General features: G+C 73.0%; 21 protein-coding genes. 8 read left to right on the forward strand and 13 right to left on the reverse strand.

Annotated elements, in window-relative coordinates; all coding sequences use genetic code 11:
• Both G3576_RS31320 and G3576_RS22270 read right to left on the reverse strand, forming a co-directional pair.
• The coding region (locus G3576_RS31320; protein ID WP_207622988.1) for a hypothetical protein at positions 1–210 on the reverse strand (210 nt) is incomplete at its 3' end.
• Positions 211–227: 17 nt separating this feature from the next.
• The gene (locus G3576_RS22270; protein ID WP_164696676.1) at positions 228–857 is read right to left on the reverse strand and encodes a Tat pathway signal protein; all 630 of its coding nucleotides are present in this window, start codon (positions 855–857) and stop codon (positions 228–230) included.
• Between the two features lie 176 nt (positions 858–1,033).
• Here G3576_RS22270 and G3576_RS22275 point away from each other — a divergent pair, with 176 nt between their 5' ends.
• From G3576_RS22275 to G3576_RS22285, 3 genes are all read left to right on the forward strand, one after another.
• Positions 1,034–1,387 (forward strand): hypothetical protein, encoded by a 354-nt coding sequence (locus tag G3576_RS22275; protein ID WP_164696677.1) that lies wholly within the window; start codon positions 1,034–1,036, stop codon positions 1,385–1,387.
• Positions 1,388–1,526: 139 nt separating this feature from the next.
• Positions 1,527–3,233 carry a tetratricopeptide repeat protein gene (locus G3576_RS22280; RefSeq protein WP_328729594.1) on the forward strand — a complete coding sequence of 569 codons (1,707 nt, stop codon included), beginning with the start codon at positions 1,527–1,529 and terminating at the stop codon, positions 3,231–3,233.
• Positions 3,234–3,252: 19 nt separating this feature from the next.
• The gene (locus G3576_RS22285; RefSeq protein ID WP_164696679.1) at positions 3,253–4,104 is read left to right on the forward strand and encodes a 4-(cytidine 5'-diphospho)-2-C-methyl-D-erythritol kinase; all 852 of its coding nucleotides are present in this window, start codon (positions 3,253–3,255) and stop codon (positions 4,102–4,104) included.
• Here the strand turns inward: G3576_RS22285 and G3576_RS22290 are convergent.
• Together G3576_RS22290 and G3576_RS22295 are read right to left on the reverse strand one after the other, a co-directional pair.
• On the reverse strand, positions 4,082–5,251 hold the full coding sequence (locus G3576_RS22290) for a pyridoxal phosphate-dependent aminotransferase (protein WP_164696680.1): 1,170 nt from the start codon (positions 5,249–5,251) through the stop codon (positions 4,082–4,084). The genes G3576_RS22285 and G3576_RS22290 overlap by 23 nt on opposite strands.
• Positions 5,251–6,687, reverse strand: a complete 1,437-nt coding sequence (locus tag G3576_RS22295; protein WP_164696681.1) for a gamma-glutamyltransferase — start codon at positions 6,685–6,687, stop codon at positions 5,251–5,253. The genes G3576_RS22290 and G3576_RS22295 overlap by 1 nt, the downstream gene beginning before the upstream one ends.
• Here G3576_RS22295 and G3576_RS32380 point away from each other — a divergent pair.
• From G3576_RS32380 to G3576_RS22315, 4 genes are all read left to right on the forward strand, one after another.
• The gene (locus tag G3576_RS32380) at positions 6,686–8,134 is read left to right on the forward strand and encodes a M48 family metalloprotease (RefSeq protein WP_164696682.1); all 1,449 of its coding nucleotides are present in this window, start codon (positions 6,686–6,688) and stop codon (positions 8,132–8,134) included. The two genes, G3576_RS22295 and G3576_RS32380, sit on opposite strands and share 2 nt — an antisense overlap.
• Before the next feature lie 58 nt (positions 8,135–8,192).
• A complete protein-coding gene (locus tag G3576_RS22305; RefSeq protein WP_164696683.1) occupies positions 8,193–8,945 on the forward strand; it encodes a DsbA family protein in 753 nt (250 codons plus the stop codon).
• 100 nt (positions 8,946–9,045) lie between these two features.
• On the forward strand, positions 9,046–10,206 hold the full coding sequence (argE, locus tag G3576_RS22310; RefSeq protein WP_164696684.1) for an acetylornithine deacetylase: 1,161 nt from the start codon (positions 9,046–9,048) through the stop codon (positions 10,204–10,206).
• Positions 10,203–11,186 carry a M14 family metallopeptidase gene (locus G3576_RS22315; protein ID WP_328729599.1) on the forward strand — a complete coding sequence of 328 codons (984 nt, stop codon included), beginning with the start codon at positions 10,203–10,205 and terminating at the stop codon, positions 11,184–11,186. The genes argE and G3576_RS22315 overlap by 4 nt, the downstream gene beginning before the upstream one ends.
• A gap of 176 nt (positions 11,187–11,362) precedes the next feature.
• On the opposite strand, the gene G3576_RS22320 is transcribed toward G3576_RS22315, so the two are convergent.
• The 4 genes from G3576_RS22320 to G3576_RS22335 form a co-directional block, all read right to left on the reverse strand.
• Positions 11,363–12,334 (reverse strand): tripartite tricarboxylate transporter substrate-binding protein, encoded by a 972-nt coding sequence (locus tag G3576_RS22320; protein ID WP_164696685.1) that lies wholly within the window; start codon positions 12,332–12,334, stop codon positions 11,363–11,365.
• A 264-nt stretch (positions 12,335–12,598) separates the two neighbouring features.
• Positions 12,599–13,780 (reverse strand): multidrug effflux MFS transporter, encoded by a 1,182-nt coding sequence (locus G3576_RS22325; protein WP_164696686.1) that lies wholly within the window; start codon positions 13,778–13,780, stop codon positions 12,599–12,601.
• Between the two features lie 469 nt (positions 13,781–14,249).
• The gene (locus tag G3576_RS22330) at positions 14,250–15,113 is read right to left on the reverse strand and encodes a TIGR01459 family HAD-type hydrolase (protein ID WP_164696687.1); all 864 of its coding nucleotides are present in this window, start codon (positions 15,111–15,113) and stop codon (positions 14,250–14,252) included.
• The gene (locus G3576_RS22335; protein ID WP_164696688.1) at positions 15,110–16,174 is read right to left on the reverse strand and encodes a quinone-dependent dihydroorotate dehydrogenase; all 1,065 of its coding nucleotides are present in this window, start codon (positions 16,172–16,174) and stop codon (positions 15,110–15,112) included. The genes G3576_RS22330 and G3576_RS22335 overlap by 4 nt, the downstream gene beginning before the upstream one ends.
• Positions 16,175–16,310: 136 nt before the next feature.
• Between G3576_RS22335 and G3576_RS22340 the strand changes: the two genes are divergently transcribed.
• Positions 16,311–17,165 (forward strand): DMT family transporter, encoded by an 855-nt coding sequence (locus tag G3576_RS22340; RefSeq protein ID WP_328729601.1) that lies wholly within the window; start codon positions 16,311–16,313, stop codon positions 17,163–17,165.
• Between the two features lie 2 nt (positions 17,166–17,167).
• On the opposite strand, the gene G3576_RS22345 is transcribed toward G3576_RS22340, so the two are convergent.
• From G3576_RS22345 to G3576_RS22365, 5 genes are all read right to left on the reverse strand, one after another.
• Positions 17,168–18,109 carry a DUF6454 family protein gene (locus tag G3576_RS22345; RefSeq protein ID WP_164696689.1) on the reverse strand — a complete coding sequence of 314 codons (942 nt, stop codon included), beginning with the start codon at positions 18,107–18,109 and terminating at the stop codon, positions 17,168–17,170.
• 54 nt (positions 18,110–18,163) lie between these two features.
• The gene (locus tag G3576_RS22350; RefSeq protein ID WP_164696690.1) at positions 18,164–18,823 is read right to left on the reverse strand and encodes an MBL fold metallo-hydrolase; all 660 of its coding nucleotides are present in this window, start codon (positions 18,821–18,823) and stop codon (positions 18,164–18,166) included.
• A gap of 32 nt (positions 18,824–18,855) precedes the next feature.
• Entirely contained in the window at positions 18,856–19,272 is a 417-nt protein-coding gene (locus tag G3576_RS22355) for a BLUF domain-containing protein (protein WP_164696691.1), read from the reverse strand.
• A gap of 83 nt (positions 19,273–19,355) precedes the next feature.
• Complete coding sequence (gene mutL, locus G3576_RS22360; RefSeq protein ID WP_164696692.1) at positions 19,356–21,170, reverse strand: DNA mismatch repair endonuclease MutL; 1,815 nt, start codon at positions 21,168–21,170, stop codon at positions 19,356–19,358.
• 185 nt (positions 21,171–21,355) lie between these two features.
• Positions 21,356–21,964 carry a YqgE/AlgH family protein gene (locus tag G3576_RS22365; RefSeq protein WP_164696693.1) on the reverse strand — a complete coding sequence of 203 codons (609 nt, stop codon included), beginning with the start codon at positions 21,962–21,964 and terminating at the stop codon, positions 21,356–21,358.
• Between the last annotated feature and the right edge of the window lie 56 nt (positions 21,965–22,020).

A 22,020-nucleotide genomic window follows, 5' to 3' on the forward strand; every position in this document is an offset into this window, starting at 1 on the left:
TTGCTCGCTGACCTCAACAGCCGCGAGCCTGGCACATCGATGCCGCTCAGGGGCCGTCCACCGCATCAGTTTGAGAACACCGGGCGGGTCGGCTCCGCGGGTCTTTTCCGCCCCTGCCGTGTTGCCGGACTTGCCGATGCAACCAGCATCGGCGGCGCCCGGCGCCTTGCAACGACGAAAAATCCCCTGCGGATCCTCAGCCGCCGGCATTCTCAAGCGGTCACAGATCAGCGCCAGACGAAGTCGTTGACGCTGCAGGTCTCGACGCGCCGCCGCTCGAAGGACCGGCCATCGGCATAGACCACGCGCATATCCACCGTGCAGACGCGGCCGGCGGGCAGGCTGACCTGCAGGCGCTGGCCGGGCTGGAGCACGTTCTGGCCGAGCCGGTCGCCGCCCCAGTTGCTGTCGGTGGACAGCGACACATAGACCTCCCGGATCGTCAGGCCCGTGCCGTTGACGAAGTAGAAGCTGGGATTGCCGGCGATCGAGGCGCCCGCCCCGCCGCCGCCGATGCTGGCCCCGGCGCCCGCGCCGGATCGCCCGAAGACGATCTGGCTCAGGCTGCAGGCATTCACCTGCATGCGGCTCTCCTCGCCGCCGCCCTGATAGGTGACGCGCAGGTCGAGGATGCAGTCGCCGAAATTCGGCGTGACCCAGACCCGCTGGCCGGGCGGCAGCACGGAGGTGCCGAGGATGTCCGGCCCCCAGTCGGAGACGCGGGAGGAGGAGACATAGGCCCGCTCAATCACCCGGCCCGTATCATTGACGAGCCAGAAGCGGTTCTGCGCCTGCGCCGCCCCCGCGCCAACCAGGCCGGCGAGGAGGGCGAGCAGGGCGATCAGGTGGCGACGCATGTGGCGATCTCCCGGAAAGCTGGACGTATCGAAAGGTATCGGAACGGTTCTGGCAACAGTCAGGATCACCCCTCCTCGCGGAGGCGTGATGCACTTTAAAGTTGCAATGGATTGTCCTTGAGATCAGATTTGCGTTCGATACCGTGGCGCGCGGATGTACGCGCCTGGGGTCACGCATGTCGCAGGACACGACCGAGTCGCCCGCTGCCCGTCGACTTTCCGCCGCCATCCACGAGATGCGGGCTGAGGTGACGGCGACGCGCGCCGCCCTGCGGGCCGTGATGGCGGATGACGGCGCTGCCGCCACGGGCCTGCCGGCACCCCTTGCCGAACTCGCGGAATCCGCGAGCCGGCTGGTCGGCTTTGCCGATCCTTCGGCTACGAATTCGGCCGCGCCGGGCGCGGATGTCGATCCGGTGAGCACGCCGCCCCATCCGATGCGGCGGATCACCGACTGGGCCGAGGGCATCCTGCACGCGCTCCCGCCGGGCAGCCACATCGTCACGCGCCGGCGTTCCGAACAGTATTGAACCTCCTCGGCTGTCGGCAGCGTCGCGGTCGCGATTGTGGCAAATCGGCATCGCCGATCCGCCACATGTTGCAACATGGCCACGCCATGGTGGCGTGCCCCGGCCTTCCCCGGCTAGGCTTCGGCCAATGATCAGGCTCGTGCCCCCCCGCCGTGCCGTCCTCCTCGCGGCAGCCCTGCTTTCGGCCTGCGCGGCGGCGGGCACGCCCGTCCCCGCCACCGCGCCCGCCCATGCCCAGCCCACCGAGCCCGGTGGCGTCTTCGGCACCTATCTGGCCGGCCGCTTCGCGCAATCCGAGACCGATACCCGCACCGCAGCCGACAATCTGCTGGATGCGCTGCGGCGGGAGCCGGACCAGGCGGAACTCGTCAACCGCGCCTTCGCCGCCGCGCTGCTGGATGGAAGGCCCGATGCGCTGCGCCTGGCGCGCCGCCTGCCCGAGAACCAGGCCGCCGCCCTGCTGCTGGTGGGGTCCGAGGCCGTGGCCGGTCGCTGGGACCGCGCCGAGCAGCGGGTGCGCAACCTGCCGCGCCAGGGGCCGGCGCAGATCCTGCAGCCCCTGCTGCTCGCCTGGGTCCAGCAGGGCAAGGGGCAGACGGATGCCGCCATCGCCACGCTGCGGCCGCTGGCCGAAGGCGGGCGGCTGCGCGGCATCCACGCCCTTCACCTCGCGCTCATCGCCGATGTCGCCGGCCGGCCGCGGGAGGCCGAGCGCGCCATCCGCACCGCGCTCGCCGAAACGCCCGAACCCTCCCTCCGCCTGCTGCAACTCGCCGCCGGTATCCTCGCGCGCAGCGGGCGGGAGGCGGAGGCGATGCGGCTGATGGAGGCGCTGGGCCGGGGGCTCGGTGACTTCGCCATTGCCGCCGGGACGGAGCAGGCGCGCCGCGCCGTCATCGCGCAGCGGGGCGTCGCCTCGGCCGTCGAGGGCATCTCGGAAGCGCATCTCGCCCTCGCCGCCGCGCTGCGCCAGCAGGGGGCGGGGGATGGTGCGCTGATCCTGGCGCGTCTGTCGTTGCGGCTGCGCCCGAACTTCGCCGCCGCCCTGCTGCTGATCGCGGAATCCTATGGCGAGGAGCGGCACCCCGACACCGCCTTTGCCGTGCTGGAACAGGTCCCGGCGAACGATCCGCTGGCGCGCGTGGCTGCCTTGCGCCGCGCCTCGGCGCTGGACCGGATGGACCGCGTGCCGGAGGCGGAGGCGGCGCTGCGCGCGATCGCGGCGGAGGTGCCCAACGCGCCGCAGCCGCTGGCACGACTTGGCGACCTGCTGCGCGCGCGCAACCGCTTCGGCGAGGCGATCGCCGCCTATGACGGGGCGCTGGAACGGGTCGGCACGCCGACCGCGGCCGAATGGCCGCTGCTCTATGCCCGCGGCATCGCCCATGAACGCGCAGGCGCCTGGCCGAGCGCGGAGGCCGATTTCAAGCGGGCGCTCGAGCTTTCGCCCGAACAGCCCTACGTCATGAACTACCTGGCCTATACCTGGGTGGAGCAGGGCAAGGACCTGCCCGAGGCCCGGCGGATGCTGGAACGCGCGGTCGAACTCCGCCCGAATGACGGCAACATCGTCGACAGCCTCGGCTGGGCGCTGTTCAAGATGGGCGACCTGCCGGGCGCCATCCGCTGGCTGGAACGCGCGGTGGAGCTGGAGCCGCGCAACAGCGTCATCAACGACCACCTCGGCGATGCCTATTGGGCGGCGGGGCGGGAGCGGGAGGCGCGGTTCCAGTGGCGCCGCGCGCTGGGGCTGGAGCCGGAGCCCGGTGACCTCGTGAAGATCGAGGCCAAGCTGCGGGACGGGCTGCCCGCCGCGGCGGCCCCGACGGCGCAGCGCGCGGACTGAGGCGGGTTACCGCTTTCGCATGAGCGGCTTCGCCCCGGCCAAGGTCAATTTGACGCTGCGCGTCACCGGCAGCCGCGCCGATGGCTATCATCTGTTGGACAGCCTCGCCGTCTTCGCAGGGGTGGGCGACGTGGTCCGCGCGGAGCCGGCGGAGGGGCTGACCCTGTCCCTGGCCGGGCCCGGCGCGGGCGCCCTGGCAGCGGAGCCCGACAACCTGGTGCTGCGCGCGGCCCGTGCCCTGGCGGCAGCGGCCGGCGTGCCGGCGCGGGCGGCGATCAGCCTCGAAAAGCATCTGCCGGTGGCTTCCGGCATCGGCGGCGGTTCGGCCGATGCGGCGGCGGCGCTGCGGGTGCTGGATGGGCTGTGGGGCACGGGGCTCGGCCCGGCGCGGCTGCGGGCGATCGCGGCTGGGCTGGGCGCCGATGTGCCGGTCTGCGTGGAGAGCCGGCCGATGCGCATGCGGGGCGTGGGGGAGGTGCTGGATGCGGTGCCGCCGCTGCCGCCCTTCGGCCTGCTGCTGGCCAATCCCCGGCTGGCGCTGGCCACGCCCGCCGTCTTCAAGGCGCGCGCGCCGGGCTTCTCGGCGGAAGCGGATTATCCCGATCGCTGGGCTGATGCCGCGGCGCTGGCGGAGTGGCTGCGGCCGCTGGGCAATGATCTGCAGGACGCCGCCATCGCGCTCTGCCCGCCGATCGCCGATGTGCTGGCGGCCATCGCAGCGCAGCCCGGCTGCCTTCTGGCGCGGATGAGCGGCAGCGGCGCGACCTGCTTCGGCCTCTTCGGGACGCCGGCGGCGGCCGAGGCCGCCGCGGCGGCCCTGCCCGCGTCCTGGTGGCGCTGGGGCGGCGCTACCGCCCCAGCCAGCCCTTGAGCCGCGCCGGCGCCTGCACCATCGCCGCTTCCGGCCCGCAATAGCTGAAGCGGAGAAAGCGGCTGCCGCGGTCGCGGTCGAAATCGACGCCGGAGGAGGCCGCGATGCCCGCGCCCTCCAGCATCCGGGCGCAGAAATCGAGGCTGTCATTCGTGAGGTGCCCGACATCGCACCAGAGGTAGAAGGCGCCATCGGCCTGCGCGATGCGGTCGAAGCCCGCCGCCGGCAGCCCCTCCAGCAGCGCGCTCCGGGCGCGGGCATAGCCGGCCTTGTTGGCTTCCAGCTCCTCCGTGCAGTCGAAGGCGGCCTCGGCGGCGACCTGCGCGACATGGGGGGCGCTGATGAACAGGTTCTGCGCCAGGCACTCCACCGGGCGGACCAGATCCTCCGGCAGCACCAGCCAGCCGATCCGCCAGCCCGTCATGGAGAAATACTTGGAGAAGCTGTTCACGACCACGGCGCTGTCGCTGAAGGCGGCGGCGGTGCTCTCCGCCACCGTGCCGTAGGACAGGCCGTGATAGATCTCGTCGGAGACGAGCCGTACGCCATGCGCGTGGCACCAGCGGGCAATCGCCGACAATTCTTCCGGCGGCAGCATGGTGCCGGCGGGGTTGCAGGGGCTGGCGACGATCAGCCCGGCCGGCAGCGGGTCCAGCTTCTCCAGCATCGCGAGCGTCGGCTGGAAGCGGGTGGAGGCATCGCAGGGCAGCAGCTGCGGCACCATGCCGAGCGCGGTCAGGATATTGGCATAGGGCGGGTAGAAGGGCGCGGCCATGGCGACGCGGTCGCCTACGTCGAAGGCCGCCAGGAAGGCGAGGGGGAAGGCGCCGGAGGCGCCGACCGTGACGGCGATGCGCGCGGGCGCGACCTCCACCCCGTATTTGTCGCGGTAGTGGCCGGCGATGCGGGCGCGCAGCGACGCCAGGCCGAAGGCCTCCGTGTAGCCCATCGGGTTGCCGGCCTGGAGCGCGCGGATCGCGGCCTCCGCCGCCCCGCGCGGCGCACCGCTGCCGGGCTGGCCGACCTCCATGCGGAGAATCCCGGGCGCCCCAGGCGGCAGCGTCGCGGCGCGGGCATTCGCCGCCGCGATCACGTCCATCACCATGAAGGGGGGCGCTTCCGCGCCCCGCCCGGTCTTCAGCGCCATCAGCGGTCCACGGCGCCGATCGCGAGGCCGGTGCCGCGCGGATCGGTCAGGGAGAAGCAGGCATTGGCATCGCCCGGGAGGTAGCGGGGGCAGGACATGAGGTTGCCCCGGCCCGGATTGGGCACGCCGGCGAAGATCGCCTCGGCGGGGGCGTTCCGCAGCGCGGCCGCCAGAGGCGCGGCGGCGGCGATCGGCGCGGCATGCTGCCCGCTGCCGGCGCTGGCCGCGCGGAAGGTGCGCAGCGGCGCGTTGAAGGCCAGCGCCGCGGAGAGCAGCGGCGGCTGCACCTGGCCGATGCCCGGCGCCGCGGCCAGCAGGATCCCCGTGCCCGGCGCCACGCGGCCCGTGCCGAAGAGGTTGTTCATGGTGAAGGCGCAGCTGACCGCCATGCCGTCCCGATCCACCACGATCAGGCTGGAGGAGGCGGGCAGCACCGGCCAGCCCTGGTCGGCCGGCAGTTCCGCCGTCACCAGCGCCATCGGGTCGCCGCCCCGTTCCCGCCAGGCGCGGGCCACGGCCACGCCGCGCAGCGCCGCCGCATCCGGCGCGGCGCCGGCATTCAGCGCCGTGAAGGCCGCCGCGGCGGCCAGCCCGCCATCGGCGGGCGGCGGCAGGAAGGCGACGCTGTCATTGCCCGATCGCAGGATCATGGGCGCGGCGACGCGGGGGACGGAGGCGCGCATCTCCGCCACCGTCAGCCCGCCGCCCGCTGCCATGGAGGCATCGGCCACGCGCCGCGCCAGCGCGCCCTGGTGCAGATCGCCCACCCCCGCCGTGCGCAGCGCGCCCAGCGTGGTGCCGAGGTCCGGCTGGGTCAGTGTGGCGCCGGCCGTCAGCGGCTGGCCGCCGGCCGAGAAGACGGCAGCGGCGCCGGGGTCCGCCAGCAGCGGGCCGGCCACGGCGGCGAGGTCCGCCGCCAGGCCGCGGCTGACCTCCACGCCGAATCGCGCGGCCTGCTCGGCGGGGGCGATCAATTCCTCGAAGGGCCGGACGCCGCCCCGGGCATGCAGCGCGAAGAGGCCGCGGGCCAGCATGGGCACGGCGGCGGGACGGTCGGCGCCGGGCGGCGTCGCCTCCCGCGCGCCGGGCAGGAAGAGGATGGCCTCGGCCTCCGCCCGGCGGGGGGCGAAGAGCAGGCAGGCGCCGCCGCCGCCGAGCGCGGCGCGGGAGGGCTGGGTGACGGCGAGCATGAGGCCGCCCGCCACCGCCGCATCGGCGGCGGACCCGCCGGCGGAGAGGGTGTTGCGCGCGACCAGCGCGGCGCGCGGGTCATCCGCCACGGCGCCGCCGAGGAAGCCACGGACGAAGCCGGCCTGGCCGGGCTGTGGGGCGTTGGGGTCCGGCTCCAGGGCACTGCAGCCCGAGAGCGCCAGCCCAGCCAGCAGGGCCAGCGCGGGGTGGGAAGCGGCAGCAGGGCGCGCTAGGGTCCGGCGCATGCCGCGACCTTCCTTCCTCGCCAGGCCCCCGGCTTCCGAGACACCGGCTTCCGCCATGGTCTTCGCCGCCATGGGTGCCGTCCCGAAGCTGGTCGTCATGCTGGTCTTCCTCGCCCTTCTCGCCTTGGTGGCCTGGCCTGGATCCGCCTCGGCGCAGTCGGCGGCGTCGCGCATCGTCACCATCCGCGACGCCGAGACGGAACACCTCGTCCGGCGCCTGGTCCAGCCCCTGCTTCGCACCGCGGGGGTGGATCCCGGCCTGGTTCGGACCACGCTGATCCAGAACCGCGCCATAAACGCCTTCGTCAGCACCGGCAACCGGCTGTTCATCCATACCGGCCTGATCCAGCAATCCACCGGCGCGCTGGAACTGGTGGGTGTGCTGGCGCATGAGACCGGGCACATCGCCGGCGGGCACCTGGCCAGGCTGCCGGAGGAAATGCGCAACGCCATGCTGCGGAGCATCGGCGCCATGCTGCTGGGCGGCGCGGCGGCCGCGGCCAGCGGGCAGTCAGGGGCGCTGGCGGCCGGCATGCTGGGCGGCCAGGCGAGCGCCATGGGTGAATTCTACGCCTTCACCCGCAGCCAGGAACAGGCGGCGGACCAGGCGGGGGTCAACTACCTTGATCGCCTGGGCTGGTCTTCCCGCGGGCTGGAGAGGCTGCTGGAGCGGCTGCTGGACCAGGAACTCCTCGCGGTCGGCCGGCAGGACCCCTATTTCCGCACCCACCCGCTGTCGCGCGACCGGCTGGATTTCATCCGCGAGCATCTGGCGCGGTCCCGCTTCGCGGAGGCGCCCTTTCCGGCCGACCTCGAAGCCGCCTTCGCCATGGTCCGGGCCAAGCTGGACGGCTTCATCGATTCGCCGCTGATGACCCTGCGCCGCTATCCCGAGAGCGATACGGGCGCCCCCGCCCGCTACGCCCGCGCCATCGCCCAGTTCCGATCCGGGCGCATCGCCCCGGCGGTGGCGATGGTGGATGCGTTGATCGCCGAGCAGCCCCATAACCCCTGGCTGCATGAACTGAAGGGCCAGATCCTGTTCGAGGGCCATCGCCTGGCCGATTCGCTGGCGCCCTATGCCACCGCCGCCCGGCTGGCGCCGGAAGAAGGCCTGATCCGGCTCAGCCATGCGCGTGTGCTGATGGAGCTCGGCCAGCCCGCCCAGCTGCGCCAGGCCCTGTCCGAACTGGATGCGGCGATGCGGACGGAGCGCGAGAGCGCCTTTCTCTGGCGCCAGATGGCGGTGGCGCATGGCCGACTGGGGGAGATGCCGATGGCCGACCTGGCGCTTGCGGAGGAGGCGATGCTGCTGGGAGATGCGCTGGCGGCGCGGACGCTGGCCGCCAGGGCGGAAGCGGCTCTGCCGCCGGGACCCATGCGGCTGCGGGCGTCCGACCTGCGCAACGCCGCGCAGCCGGAGAACCTGCCGCCGCGGCGGCGATAGGCCGGGCGCCGGTGGGGGCGTCGGTGACACGGGCAGGCCGGCTGCGATAAGGACAGGCATGACCCGATCCACCCTGCGTGCCCTCCTCACCGCCGGCCTTGTCCTTCTTGCCGGCGGAGCACCGGCGCAGGAGGCGCCGCCCGGCTTCACCGCGGCCCAGCGCGCGGAGATCCTCTCCATCCTGCGCCAAGCGCTGCGGGAGGATCCGACCCTGATGCGGGAGGCCCTGGCCGGGCTGGAGGAGGCGGACCGCCGCGACCGCAGCGAGGCGCAGCGCGCCGCCATCGCGGAGAATGCGGAGGCCCTGTTCCGCGACGCCGCCGACCCCAGCAAGGGCAATGCCCGCGGCGATGTCACCATCGTCGAGTTCTTCGATGCCCGCTGCGGCTACTGCAAGCAGATGCAGCCGGCCATGGATGCGTTGCTGCGGCGCGACCCCAACATCCGCGTGGTGCTGAAGGACCTGCCGATCCTGGGGCCGAACAGCGTCCTCGCCTCCCGCGCCCTGCTCGCGGCGCAGCGGCAGGGGCGCTACGTGCCGCTCTATGACGCGCTGCTGTCGCTGCGGGGCGAGCCGACCGAGGCGGTGCTGCGCCAGCAGGCGGAGCGCGCGGGGCTCGACTGGGCCCGGCTGCGACGGGACATGGACGATCCCGCCATCGCCGCGCGGATCGAGCGCAATCTCGGCCTGGCCCAGCGGCTGGGGATTGAGGGCACGCCCGCGCTGGTGATCGGCACGACGCTGGTGCCCGGCGCGATCGAGCTGCCGGCGCTGGAGCGGCTGGTGGCCGAGGCGCGTGCCGCCCGCTGACCATCAATCAACAGTAGAACATGGACTTTCGTTAAGCGCCCGCGGGCCGGATTGCCCGGCCCGGGGCGCCGTATAGACTGCCCTCCCAAGGGGGATTCCGATGGGGGCGGGACCGCAGGCGGTCGAGGTTCTGGCGCGGCTGGTGGCCTTCGATACCACCAGCGCGCGCAGCAACCTGGAGCTGGTGCAGTGGGTGCAGGCCGAACTCGCCGCGCAGGGCGTGGAGAGCCGCCTCGTCTTCGACCCGGTGCAGGACAAGGCGGCGCTGCATGCCATCCTCGGCCCCGCCGTGCCGGGGGGCGTGGCACTTTCCGCCCATAGCGACTGCGTGCCGGTCGGCGGCCAGGCCTGGACGGGCGACCCCTTCGCGCTGCGGCGCCGGGATGGCCGGCTGGTGGCGCGCGGATCGGTGGACATGAAGGGCTTCTGGGCCTGCGCCATGGCCAGCGTGCCGGGGCTGCTGGCCAAGGGGCTGAAGCGGCCGGTGCATCTGTGCCTCTCCTTCGATGAGGAGACGACCTTCGCCGGCGCGCCGCTGCTGGTGGACAGCCTCGGCCATGCCGCGCCGCCGCCCGCCTTCTGCGTGGTGGGGGAGCCCACGGGGATGACGCCGGTGGTGGCGCATAAGGGCTATGCCTCCTGGGATGTGCGCGTCACCGGCCGCACGGGGCATTCCAGCCTGACGCATCGCACCGCCAACGCGCTGGAAGCGGCGGCGGAGGCGGTGGCCTGGCTGAAGCGGGAGGCGCGCCGCATCGCGGCGGAGGGCAGGCGGGGGGAGGGCTTCGAGCCGCCCTGGAGCACCATCCACACCGGCACCTTCCACGCCGGCACCATCCTCAACATCGTCCCGGACCTTGCGGAATTCGTCTTCGAGGTGCGCAGCATCCCGGGCGAGGATGGCCGCCTGGTGCGCGGCGCGCTGGAGGCCTGGCTGGAGGCCGAGGTGCTGCCGGGGCTGCGCGCCGCCGCGCCGGATGCCGGCTTCACCTTCGCCACGCGCTGCTACGCGCCGCCCTTCGAATTGCCGGCGGGGTCGGCGCTGCTCGGCCTGGCGCAGGATTGCGGCGCGCGGGGCGGCGCCGTGCGCGTGCCCTATGGCACGGAGGCCGGCGTCTTCCAGCGCGCGGGGATCGATTCCATCGTCTGCGGTCCCGGCCAGGTGGCGCAGGCGCACCAGCCCGATGAATGGATCGCAGAGGCGGAGATGGCCGCCTGCTGCGCCTTCATCGACCGGCTCGGCGATCGGCTGGCATCATGAGCATGATGACCGGCGACATCGGCCAGGGGCTGCCCCGCTTCGACCTGCCGAACCTGGCCGTCCGCCTGCCGGTGCCGGACATCGCGCCCTGGCGGGACGGCAATGCCGGCATCCCCGGGGTCTGGACGCTGGCCTCCGCGGAGCCGGGCCCGCATCTGCTGGTCAGCGCGCTGGTGCATGGCAATGAGATCTCGGGCGCGCTGCTGGCCAGCCGCTGGCTGCGGGAGGGGGTGCGGCCGCGGCGCGGGCGGCTGACCTTCCTTTTCGCCAACCTCGCGGCCTTCGACCTGTTCGATCCCGCCGACCCCACGGCCAGCCGCTTCGTGGATGAGGACATGAACCGCCTCTGGTCGCCGAGCGCGCTGGCGGCCGGGCGCCGGTCCGTGGAGCTGGAGCGCGTGCGGGCACTGCTGCCGGTAGTGTGCCAGGCGGATGTGCTGCTGGACCTGCATTCCATGCTCTGGCCGTCGGACCCGCTGTTCCTGGCGGGCACCGGGCTGGAGGCACGGGCGCTCGGCCGGCTGATCGGCACGCCGCCGCTGGTGGTGGGTGATGACGGGCATGCGGCCGGGCTGCGCATGATCGACCACCCCCGCTTCGCGCAGGAGGGCGCCCGCGGCCTGCTGCTGGAAGCAGGCCCGCATTGGCAGCCGGAGACCCTGGCGCAGATGGAGGTCGCGGCGGCGCGGCTGCTGCGGCTGCTCGGCATGGTGGAGGAGGGCGCGCCGATCGCGCCGGAGGACTGGCCCGCGCCGGGCCGCGTGGCGCGGGTGACCCGGACCGTGACCGCGGCGACCGGCAGCTTCGCCTTCCTGCGGGAGTATCGCGGCGGCGAGGTGATCCCCCGCCGCAACACGTTGATCGCGCTGGACGGGGAGGCGGAGATCCGCACGCCGCATGACGACTGCCTGCTGGTAATGCCGAGCCCGCGCGTGATGCGGGGGCATACCGCGGTGAGGCTGGCGCGGTTCGAGGGGTAGCGGGTTCCCCCACCCCAGCCCTCCCCCGCAAGCGCGGGGGAGGGAGTAATGGGCGCTCCCTCCCCCGCGCTTGCGGGGGGTTGTGGCGCTGCCGCAACGCCAAAGGCTGGGCGGGGTGGGGGTATTGCAGGCTGAAGCTGTAGATGTCCTTCACTTCGCCATCCCGATGGCGAAGGTCAGTTCGCCATCCCGTCCGCTGCCTCGATCAGCGGCTTCCAGCGCGCGATCTCCGCCCGCCAGAAGGCCTGCGCCCCCTCCGGCGTCGTGCGCTCCCCGCTCGCGGGCCCGCTGCCGAGGTCGCCCATGCGGCGGATCACCGTCTCGTCCCGCAGCGCCGCATGCAGCGCGCGGTTCAGCCGCTCGATCACCGGGCGCGGCGTGCCGGCGGTGGCGAAGAGCATGTTCCAGCCGGACATGCGCATGGCGGGCAGCCCGGCCTCTGCCGTGGTGGGCACGCCGGGCAGGGCCGCCGCACGCTCCGGCGTGCTGATGGCGAAGGCGCGGATGGAGCCGGCGCGGATCTGCTCCGCATTGTTGGTGGTCTGGTCGCAGCCCATGTCGAGCGTGCCGCCGACCAGGTCGTTCATCACCAGCGCATTGCCGCGATAGGGCACCAGCGTGACGGGGGTGCCGATGGAGGCCATGAGCAGCAGGCTGCAGAGATGGCTGGTGGAACCGACGCCGGCATTGCCGAGGTTGAGGCGCCGTCCCTCCCGCCGCACCGCCGCCACCATCTCCGCCAGGTTGGCGGCGGGGAAGTTGGGGCGGGCGATGATGGCCATCGGAACCTCGTTCACCAGGCCGATGGCTTCCAGCGCCAGCGGGTCGAAGCTGAGCTGCTTGTAGAGCGTCGGGATGGTGGCCTGGGCGAGGCTGCCGAAGAGGATGGTGTGGCCATCGGGCCGCGCCTGCGCCACGCGGGCCTGGCCGATGGAGCCGCCGGCGCCGGAGGCATTCTCCACCACGATGGTCTGGCCGAGATCGGCGCCGAGGGAGGGGGCGATCAGCCGCGCCACCACATCCGCGGGACCGCCCGGCGCGAAGCCCACCACCATGGAGATGGGACGCGTGGGATAGGCGGGCTGGGCGGCGGCGGTGCCGGCGGCCAGCAGCAGCCCGATGACGCCGCGCCATGCGGTCCTGACCATCCGAAGTCCCTCCCGTTTCGTTGCCGGGAAGGTTCGCAGCTATGGCGCTGGCTGCAAGGCAGAAAATTCACCGCATGGCGGGAACGGTTGCGTGAGGCGTCAGAGACCGTTTGAGAATGCCGGCGGCTGAGGATCCGCAGGGGATTTTTCGTCGCTGCCAGGAAGCGGACGCAGCCGATGCTGGTTGCATCGGCAAGTTCGCTGACGCCGCAGCGGCGGAAAAGACCCGCGGAGCCGACCCGTCCGGTGTTCTCAAATGGTCTCTCAGCCCCGACGCGCTCCCCGCAGCGCCAGCCAGCAGGCGCTGCCCGTCGCCGCCATGGTCAGCGCCGTTCCGATGCCCGCGCCGTATTCGACCAGCCCGACGATGAAGGTCATCAGCGCGCCGAAGCCCATCTGCAGCGCGCCGACCAGGGAGGAGGCGGTGCCCGCCAGCTGCGGCCGGGCGCTCAGCGCGCCGGCGATGGCGTTGGGCTGCGTCATGCCGTTGCCGACTCCGACGATCGCCATGGGCACGAAGAAGACCAGGATATGCGGCGGGAAGGCCAGCTGCCCCACCACCGCGCCGACGGACCCCGCGACGGTGATCAGCGTGCCGACGCTGAGCATGCGGAGGATGCCGAGCCGCTTGGACAGCACCCCCGCCAGCCAGTTGCCGGTGGCGAAGAAGACGGAAATGGCGGCGAAGCCGATGGCGAACTGCACCGGCGTGTAGCCCATGCCCTGGACCACCACATAGGGCGCGCCGCCGAGGAAGGCGAAGAAGACGCCCGTCGCGCAGGCCGTCAGCGCGGCATAGGCGCGGAAGACGGGAATGGACCACAGGCTGCGATAGGCCGCGAGGATGGCGAAGAGCCCCGGCAGCGGCTGCGGCGCCGGCAGGGTCTCCGGCAGGCGCTTCCAGCTGATCAGCGCCAGCGGCAGGCCGAAGGCCAGGCAGGCCCACATGCTGGCGCGCCAGCCCACCGTCTGGTCGAGGAAGCTGCCGAGGAGCGGCGCCAGCATGGGGGCGATGGTCATGCCCATGGTGACGTAGCCGAGGACGGAGGCGGCCTCGTCCCGCGTCCAGACGTCGCGGATGACGGCGCGGGCCAGCACGACGCCGGCGCAGGCGCCCATCGCCTGGAAGGCGCGCGCCACCACCAGCGACCCGATGCCCCCCGCCATGGCCGCGCCCAGCGAGGCGACGGCATAGAGCGCGAGCCCCCCCATCAGCAGCGGTCGCCGCCCGAAGCGGTCCGACAGCGGCCCGTAGATCAGCTGCCCGACGCCGACCGAGAGCAGGTAGAGCGTGACGGTCAGCTGCACCGCGGAGGTGGAGGCGCCGAAATCCCGCCCCATGGAGGGCAGCGAGGGCACCAGGATCTGCATGGTGAAGGGGCCGATCGCGATCATGGCGACCAGCAGCCAGATCGGCGGACGGGGCTTCTTCGCGGCCGTGGTCATACCAGCGGCACGACGGAGTGACCTGCGGCCGGCGAAGCCGGACGAGGCCGCGACGGGTGCCCATGCGCGTTGCTGCGCAACGTGCAGGGGGTCCCGGGATGCGGACCGCGGCCAGTGCCGCGAAGCCAAGCCCGCGGAGCGGGCGCCGGCGATTGAGGCATGAAAAAGAATACCAACGAGGCGCTGCAAGCGGCGGTTGGTATCAGGCCGGGCGCCGCGACCGGCGGCGGGGAGGGGGCGTGCTGGTTCACACGCCCAAGACTAGGCGTGCCCGCCACCCTGCACAGGGCCATTCCTTGCAGGTCGCCCCCGCGCGAGGCGGGAGGCGCGGAATCGTGAGCCCGCTACCAGCGCAACCCGGCCCGTGCGCTACCAGCGCAACCCGGCCCGTGCGCTACCAGCGCAACCCGGCCCGTGCGCTACCAGCGCAACCCGGTCCGTGCGCTACCAGCGCAACCCGGTCCGTGCGCTACCAGCGCAACCCCGTCAGCGCCGCGACCGGCGTGACACCCTCCGCCGCGGCCACGGCGGCCAGGCGGTCGGCCTCCGGCGTATCGCCATGCGCATGGGCCGCGAGGCCCGTCAGCGCCCAGACCGCATCGATCCCCGCGGCCTGCGCGCCGGCGAGGTCGGTATGCGGGCTGTCGCCGATGGCGACCAGGCGGGCGCGGTCGGCGATGCCCAGCGCCTCGATCACGGGGTCGTAGACGGCGGGGTCTGGCTTGCCGATCTCGATCGCCTTGGGCCCGCCCAGCGTGACATAGAGGTCGGCCAGCGCGCCGGCGCAGATGATGTGGCGGTCGCCCACCATCACATGGCGGTCCGGGTTCACGCAGACCATCGGCAGGCCGCGCGCGGCGCAGGGGGCGAGCTGCGCGGCATAGGCCTGCGCATCCTCCGCCCCGCGATCCGGGTCGGGGCCGGTGTTCAGCACGAAATCGGCCTGCGCCAGGTCATCCACGATGGTGACGCCGCTGTCCCGCACCACGGAGAGGTCGCGCTCCGGCCCAATATGGATGGCTCGCGTGCCGAGCGCGGCGAAGGCGGGCGTGTCGCGCCGTGCCAGATGCCGCCAGGCGATCTCGCCGGAGGTGACGATGGCGGTCCAGCTGGCGGGATCGAGACCCATGCCGGTGAGCAGGTCATGCACCACGAAGGACCGCCGCGGTGCGTTGGAGAGGAAGACGATCCGCTTGCCCTCGGCCGTCAGCCGCGCCAGCGCATCGGCCACGCCGGGATAGGGGCGGCGGCCATCATGCACCACGCCCCAGATATCGAGGATGAAGCCGTCATAGCGCGAAGCGAGGCTCCGCACGCCATCGAGGATGTTCATCGTGCGTCCACGCCCACGGCCTCGGCGACCGAGGAAAATCCTTCGCGCCGCAGGGCGGCAGCCAGTTCGCGCTTGATGCGGGGGATCAGCGCCGGCCCGTCATAGGCGAAGGCGGCGTAGAGCTGGACCAGGCTGGCGCCGGCCTTGATCTTCTCCAGCGCATCGGCGCCGGAGCCGACTCCGCCGCAGCCGATCAGCGTGAGGCGCCCCTGCGTGACCTTCGCCACGCGCTTCAGCAGCGCGGTCGCGGCCTCGCGCAGCGGCGGGCCGGAAAGCCCCCCCGCCTGAGACTTCAGCGCGGATCGCAGCGGCGCCGGGCGGGCGATGGTGGTGTTGGAGACGATGAGCCCGTCGATCCCATGCGCCAGCGCGGCCTCCACGATCGGCTCCACCGCGCCGGCGGAGAGGTCGGGCGCGATCTTCACCAGGATAGGCGGGCGGGGGCCGGGCGCCGCGGCGCGGGCCGCCGCGACCGCGGCCAGGATCTCCCGCAACTGCTGCTCCCCCTGCAGGTCGCGCAGCCCTGGCGTGTTGGGGGAGGAGACGTTGATCGCGACATAGCCGGCATGGGGGGCGACGGCGGTGTAGAGCGCGGGATAGTCGCGGAGCGGCGCCGCGCCTTCCTTGTTGATGGCGATGTTGCAGCCGAGCACGGCCGGGCGTGGGTTCGGCAGGTGGGCGAGCCGCGCCAGGAAGGGCGCGATGCCCGCATTGTTCATGCCCATGCGGTTGATCACCGCCCGGTCCTCCACCAGGCGGAACAGCCGCGGCTTCGGGTTGCCGAATTGCGGCTTGGGCGTGACGGACCCCGCCTCCACGAAGCCGAAGCCGAGGCGCATGAGCGGCGCGATGGCGACAGCCGACTTGTCGAAGCCGGCGGCCAGGCCGATCGGGTTGCGGAAGCGCAGGCCGAGCGCCTCCGTCGCCAGGATCGGATCGTCGGGCGAGCGGTCGGCGCCGGCGAGGCCGAAGCGGAGCGCGCGCAGCGCCAGGTCATGCGCGCGTTCAGGATCGATGCCGCGCATCAGCGGCATCAGCGTGGAGGCGATGCGGGGGGTCATTGCGGCGGCTTGTGCCCCGTCCTGCCCGGATTGGGAAGCGGCAAGCGCGCGCGGGGCTGCGCTGCGCCCCGCGTCATGGACAGCGCCGCGCCGGGCGGCCAGAAGGGCGGCTTCCGGAGCCCTGGGGGGGGAAGACGTGCGCGGTCCCGCGCTGATGTTCGGCGCGATCCTGCTGTTCGGCGTGCTCGACGCGAACAGCAAGCTGCTCTCCGGCGCGCATCCGCTGGCGCAGGTGCTGACGGTGCGCTTCGCCGTGCTGCTGCTGATCGTGCTGCTGCTGCGGCGCCTGGCGCCGGGGCTCATGGGCAGCCTTGCCACCCGCCACCCCCGGCTGAACGCGGCGCGGGCCGTTGTGATGCTGGGCAGTGCCTGCTTCTTCTTCCTGGCCTTCCGCGACCTGCCGCTGGTGGAGGGCTACCTCGTCTTCTTCACCGCGCCGCTGATCGTGCTGCTGGCCTCCGCCATCCTGCTGCGGGAGAGGGTGTCGGCGCTCGCCTGGGCCTGGTGCGCGGTCGGCTTCGGCGGCGTGGCGCTGGCGCTGGCGCCGGGTTTTTCCGGTGGCGTGGGGCGGGGACCGGTGATGGGGTATGTCTATGCCCTGCTCGGCACCGCCTGCTATTCGGCCGTCTTCATCCTCAACCGGCAGCTGCGGAACGAGGCCGGCATCGGCCGCGTGCTGTTCTGGCCGGCCCTGCTCGGCTTCCTGGTCATGACGCCCTTCGGCATCGCCGAATGGCAGCCGCCCACCGCGCTGGCGCTGGCGCAGATGCTGGGCGCGGGGGTGGCGGTGGCGGCGGCGACGGTGATGGTGGCGGAAGCCTTCCGCCACGCCCCGGCCGCGCGGCTCGCCCCCATCAGCTACACCGGCATGATCTGGTCCATCGCCTTCGATGCGCTGTTCTGGGGCCATGCGCCGGCGCTGGTCACGCTGGCCGGCGCGGGGCTGGTGGTGCTGGCCTGCGTGATGAGCGAGCGGGCGGCGCGGGGGTAGCCCTATCGCGGCATCACGTCGAAGACGAAGATGCGGGTGCGGTCATCCTCCGGCGCGAACCAGAAGCGCAGCCCGTTCGCGCCCTGCGCGGCGACCGCGAAGGGGTTCTGCGTCATCGGCAGGCCGCTCTCGGTCCAGTGCTCCACCGGCAGCTGGAAGACCGGGGCGCCGCGCGCCAGATCCACCAGCTCAACGCCTCCCAGCGCGAAGACCGGGCCTTGCGGCCCGCGCGGGCGATAGGCGTTGAGGCCGCTGCAGAGCGCGAGGCCCGGCCCGACCGAGTGGCAATCCTGGTAGTCGATGTAGTGGCTGGGGTTCGCCCGCCGCAGCGCCTCCGGCGCCGTGGCCAGGTTGGTCGGTCGGCCGGCGCCATCCAGCGGCCAGGCATAGAAGCGGCGCGACCCCCAGGAGACGCCGTGCAGCGTGGCGGAGGCACGGTCCATGACCAGCCCGCCCACATGGTCGCCGAAGCGGAAGACGGCCTCCGCCTGCATCGTCGCGGGATCGACGCGGTAGATGATGGACCGGCTGTTCGGCCGGTACTCCGCGACCGGTACCCAGAGATGGGTGCCGTCGAAATCGATGCCGCCGGGGTGGTAGATGCTGCCCTCGCCGAGCGTGACCGAGCGCAGCAGCCTGCCCTCCGCATCCACCTCGAAGAGGTGGCCGCGTCCCTCGCCAGGCGTGCGGTCCAGCCCGTCGCGCGGTTCCGGGAAGCGCTCCGTCCGCGTGATGATCTCGACCGAGGAGAGGTAGAAGCGGTCGCCGATCCGCGCCATGCCCTGGGGGTGGTGGGTCGGGAAGGCCAGCGGGATGACCCCCGCCGGCTGCCAGGCGGCGCCGCGGCTGAGCGCCGCGAGCCTGTCGGGGATGCCGCGTTCCTGCGCGGCGGCGGGGCCGGCGAGGGAGAGGGCCATCAAGGCGAGGCGGAGGATGCGCTGCATGGGCGCATCGGACACCCGCCGGCCCGCCGGCCGCAAGCGCCGCCCGATGACAAATCAGCGCGGCAGGAAGGGGTTGGTCCGCCGTTCCTCGCCGAAACTCGATCCCGGCCCATGGCCGCAGAGGAAGCGCATCTCGTCGCCCAGCGGCAGCAGCTTGGTGACGATGGAGCGGATCAGCGCCTCATGGTCGCCATAGGCGAAGTCGGTCCGGCCGATGGAGCCGCGGAACAGCACGTCGCCCACCACCGCAAAGCCCAGCGCGGTCGAGGTGAAGACCACATGCCCCGGCGCATGGCCCGGGCAGTGCCAGACATCGAAGGGCTGGCCGGCGATGGAGACGGTCTCCCCTTCCGTCAGCCAGCGATCGGGCGTCACGGTATCGAGGTCCGGGATGCCGTATTGCGCGCCCTGGGCGGGGATATTGGCCAGCAGCGGCGCATCGTCGCGGTGCGGGCCTTCCACCGGCACCGGGCTGCCCTGCTTCGCCTCCAGCGCTGTCTTGAGCGCGGCCGCGCCGCCGGCGTGGTCGAGATGGCCATGGGTGATCAGGATGCGGTCGATGGCGCAGCCCGCACGATCGATCGCGGCCAGGATGCGGGGGACATCGCCGCCGGGGTCGATCACCGTGCCGGTCGCGCTCTCCGCATCCCAGATCAGGGCGCAGTTCTGCTGGAAGGGGGTGACCTGGATCTGGGCGGCTTGCAGCTTGGGCATGAAGTCAGGCGTGCCGTGCCCGGCGCACGCCGTCAACCGTGATGCACGGGGTCGCGGGGTTCGCTGGCGATGCGGGCGAAGACGCGCCGCGCTTCCTCGGCGGAGGCCGCGCCCGGCGCGCCGGCGCGCACCTCGTCCCGGTTCCACATCCAGGACCGGGCGGGGTCCTCCAGCATGTCCCAGTCGGGGAAGCTGCGGAACGGCGCATCGCCGCACCAGAGCAGCGTCACGTCGATGTGGCGGTCATCGCGCAGGATGCGGCCGAAGGTGGCGGTCACCTTGGTGCGCGGGCCTTCCAGCATCTGCATGAAAAGGTCGTTGCGGCAGATCAGCGCGCCGGTGACGCCATCCTGCCGGTTGCGGCGCCGCGCCGACATCAGGATGTCGTCCAGCGTGTCGCCGCTGAAACCGAAGGGGCGGGAGGCGTAGATCAGCTGCATCAGGCGCATGGCCAAGTGGTCCGGACATTCGTCACCATTGTCACCATGAAGCGGCGCGGGCGGCCAGCCGTTCCCGAACGCCGACATCGCAATCAGCGGCGCCCGAACAGCTTCTCCAGCTCCGCCTTGCCCAGCCGCAACACGGTGGGGCGGCCATGGCTGCAGGTGGCGGCCCGCGGCGTCGCCTCCATCTGCCGGAGCAGCGCCGCCATCTCCGCCCCCTTCATGCGCCGCCCCGCGCGGATGGAGCCGTGGCAGGCGAGCCGTGCGACCGCGGCATCGAGCCTCGCTTCCAGCGCCAGCGCCTCATCCATCTCCGCCAGTTCGGCCGCGATGTCGCGCAACAGGGGCGCGGGTTCGGGATTGCCAAGCAAGGCGGGCAGGGCGCGGACCAGGATGGCGCCGGGGCCGAAGCCCTCGATCTCCAGCCCGAGCCGCCCGAGCTCCGCCGCGCGGTCCAGCAGCCGCGCCACATCCCGCGCCGGCAGTTCGACCACGGCCGGCAGCAGCAGCGGCTGGGCGCGGACGCCGCCTTCCACCAGCTGGGCGCGCAGTGCCTCATGCGTCAGGCGTTCATGCGCGGCGTGCTGGTCCACCAGCACCAGCGACCCGTCCGGCGCCTCCGCCAGGATGTAGGTGTCGAGGATCTGCGCCACCGGCCGGCCGAGCGGCCCGTCCTCCGGGAAGTCCGGGAGAGGCGCGGGCGGCGGCGGCGGCGCGAAGGCGATGGGGAGGGAGGGCGGACGGGGCGGCCTTGCCACCGGACCGGGCGGCGGGCGCCAGCCCGGGAAGACGGGGACGGGCGCCTCCGCGAAGCCGGCGGCCGGGGCGTAGACCGGCGTCGGGTCGTAGGAGGGCACGGCGACCGGCTCCACCCGCGAGGCATCGGCGAGCCCGTCCGGCGCCGCGCCCTGCGCACCGACCGCCAGCGCGCGGCGCAGCGCCGAGATCATCAGCCCGCGCACCCCGTCCGAATCGCGGAAGCGGAGTTCCGTCTTCATGGGGTGGACGTTCACATCCACCGCCTCCGGCGGCACGTCGAGGAACAGCGCCGCCACCGGGAAGCGCCGCGCCGGCACCAGGTCGCGGTAGGCGACGCGCAGCGCGGTCTTGAGCTGGGGGTCGCGCACCGGGCGGTTGTTGACGACGAGGTGCTGCGCCTCCCCGGTCGCGCGGTGATGCGTCGGCAGGCTGGCGAGGCCGGAAAGCGTGATGCCGTCCCGTTCCGCCTCCACCCCCACGGCGGCGGCGGCGAAATCGGCGCCGAGCAGGGCGGCGATGCGGCCCGCGCGGTCCGACGGCGCGAGGTTCAGCGCCGTGCGGCCATCCACGGTCACGCGGAAGCCGACCTGCGGCCAGGCCATGGCCAGGCGCTCCACGGCGGAGACGGCGGCCTCGGCCTCGCTGCGGGGCGATTTCAGGAAGGCGCGCCGGGCGGGGGTGGCGTAGAACAGGTCCCGCACCTCCACCCGCGTGCCGGGCGGGCCGGCGGCCGGCGCCACGGCGGATTTGCGACCGCCCTCCACCGTGATGGCATGGGCGGCGCCGCTGCCGCTGCGCGAGGTGAGCGTGAGCCGCGCCACCGCGCCGATGGAGGGAAGGGCCTCGCCGCGGAAGCCCAGCGTCGCGATGCGGAAGAGCGTCGCTTCCTCCGGCAGCTTGGAGGTGGCGTGGCGCTCGACCGCGAGCTCCAGGTCATCCGGCCCCATGCCGCCGCCGTCATCCTCCACCAGGATGCGGCCGATGCCGCCTTCCTCCAGGCTGACGGCGATGCGGGTGGCGCCGGCATCCAGCGCATTCTCCACCAGCTCCTTCACCGCCGCAGCCGGCCGCTCCACCACCTCGCCGGCGGCGATGCGGTTGGCGGTGGTCTCCGGCAGCAGGCGAATCCGGGGCGCGAGGGCCATGGCAGAGAGATGCGCCGGGCCGTCATTGCGGGCAAGGCCAACCGCTACGGGCGGCCCGCGCCCTCTAGCGGGCCGAGCGCGCGAAGGCGCGCCGCGCCCAGACCATCAGCGCGGCTTGGCGAAGCCGTGCAGGGCGCGAAGGCAAGCCGGCGGAGCCGGCGCCCGCCGTCTGAGGGCAGAAAAAATCAAGCCCTTCCGGCAAAGCCGGAAAGGGCCGCCGGGTCCACATGCAGCTTGCCCAGCGCCTGGCGCCAGAGCTGGTCGGGCTGTTCGCCGAACAGCAGCGCCTGGTCGGCCGGGACGTTCAGCCAGGCATTCTGCTGGATCTCGGATTCCAGCTGCCCCGGCCCCCAGCCGGCATAGCCCAGCGCGAGAAACCCCTGCTTCGGCCCGCCGCCGCCAGCGATCGCCTTCAGGATGTCGACGCTGGCGGTCAGCGCCACGTCGTCGCTGACGCGAAGGCTGCCCTCCGTCTCCCAATCGGCGCTGTGCAGCACGAAGCCGCGACCACCCTCCACCGGCCCGCCCGAGACCAGGCGGATCCTGCGCTGCGGCGGGATCGGGTCGAGACCCAGCTGCCCCAGGAGATCGTCGAAGGACAGGCCCTCCAGCGGCTTGTTCAGCACGATGCCCATCGCGCCCTCCGCCGAATGGGCGCAGAGGCAGATCACCGTGCGGGCGAAGCGCGGATCCTCCATCGACGGCATCGCGATCAGCAGCTGGCCGGCCAGGTAGCCTTCCTCCTCGATCGGGCCGAGGGCGATGGTCGGGCGGGTGGGTGCGCGGCGTGCCATGATGCGGAAAACATGGCGCCGGCCAGCCCGGCCCGCAAGCGCCACCTGGTTCATGC

Origin of the sequence: Falsiroseomonas algicola, from assembly GCF_011040385.1 — a bacterium.
In the GTDB taxonomy this organism is placed as follows: domain Bacteria; phylum Pseudomonadota; class Alphaproteobacteria; order Acetobacterales; family Acetobacteraceae; genus Falsiroseomonas; species Falsiroseomonas algicola.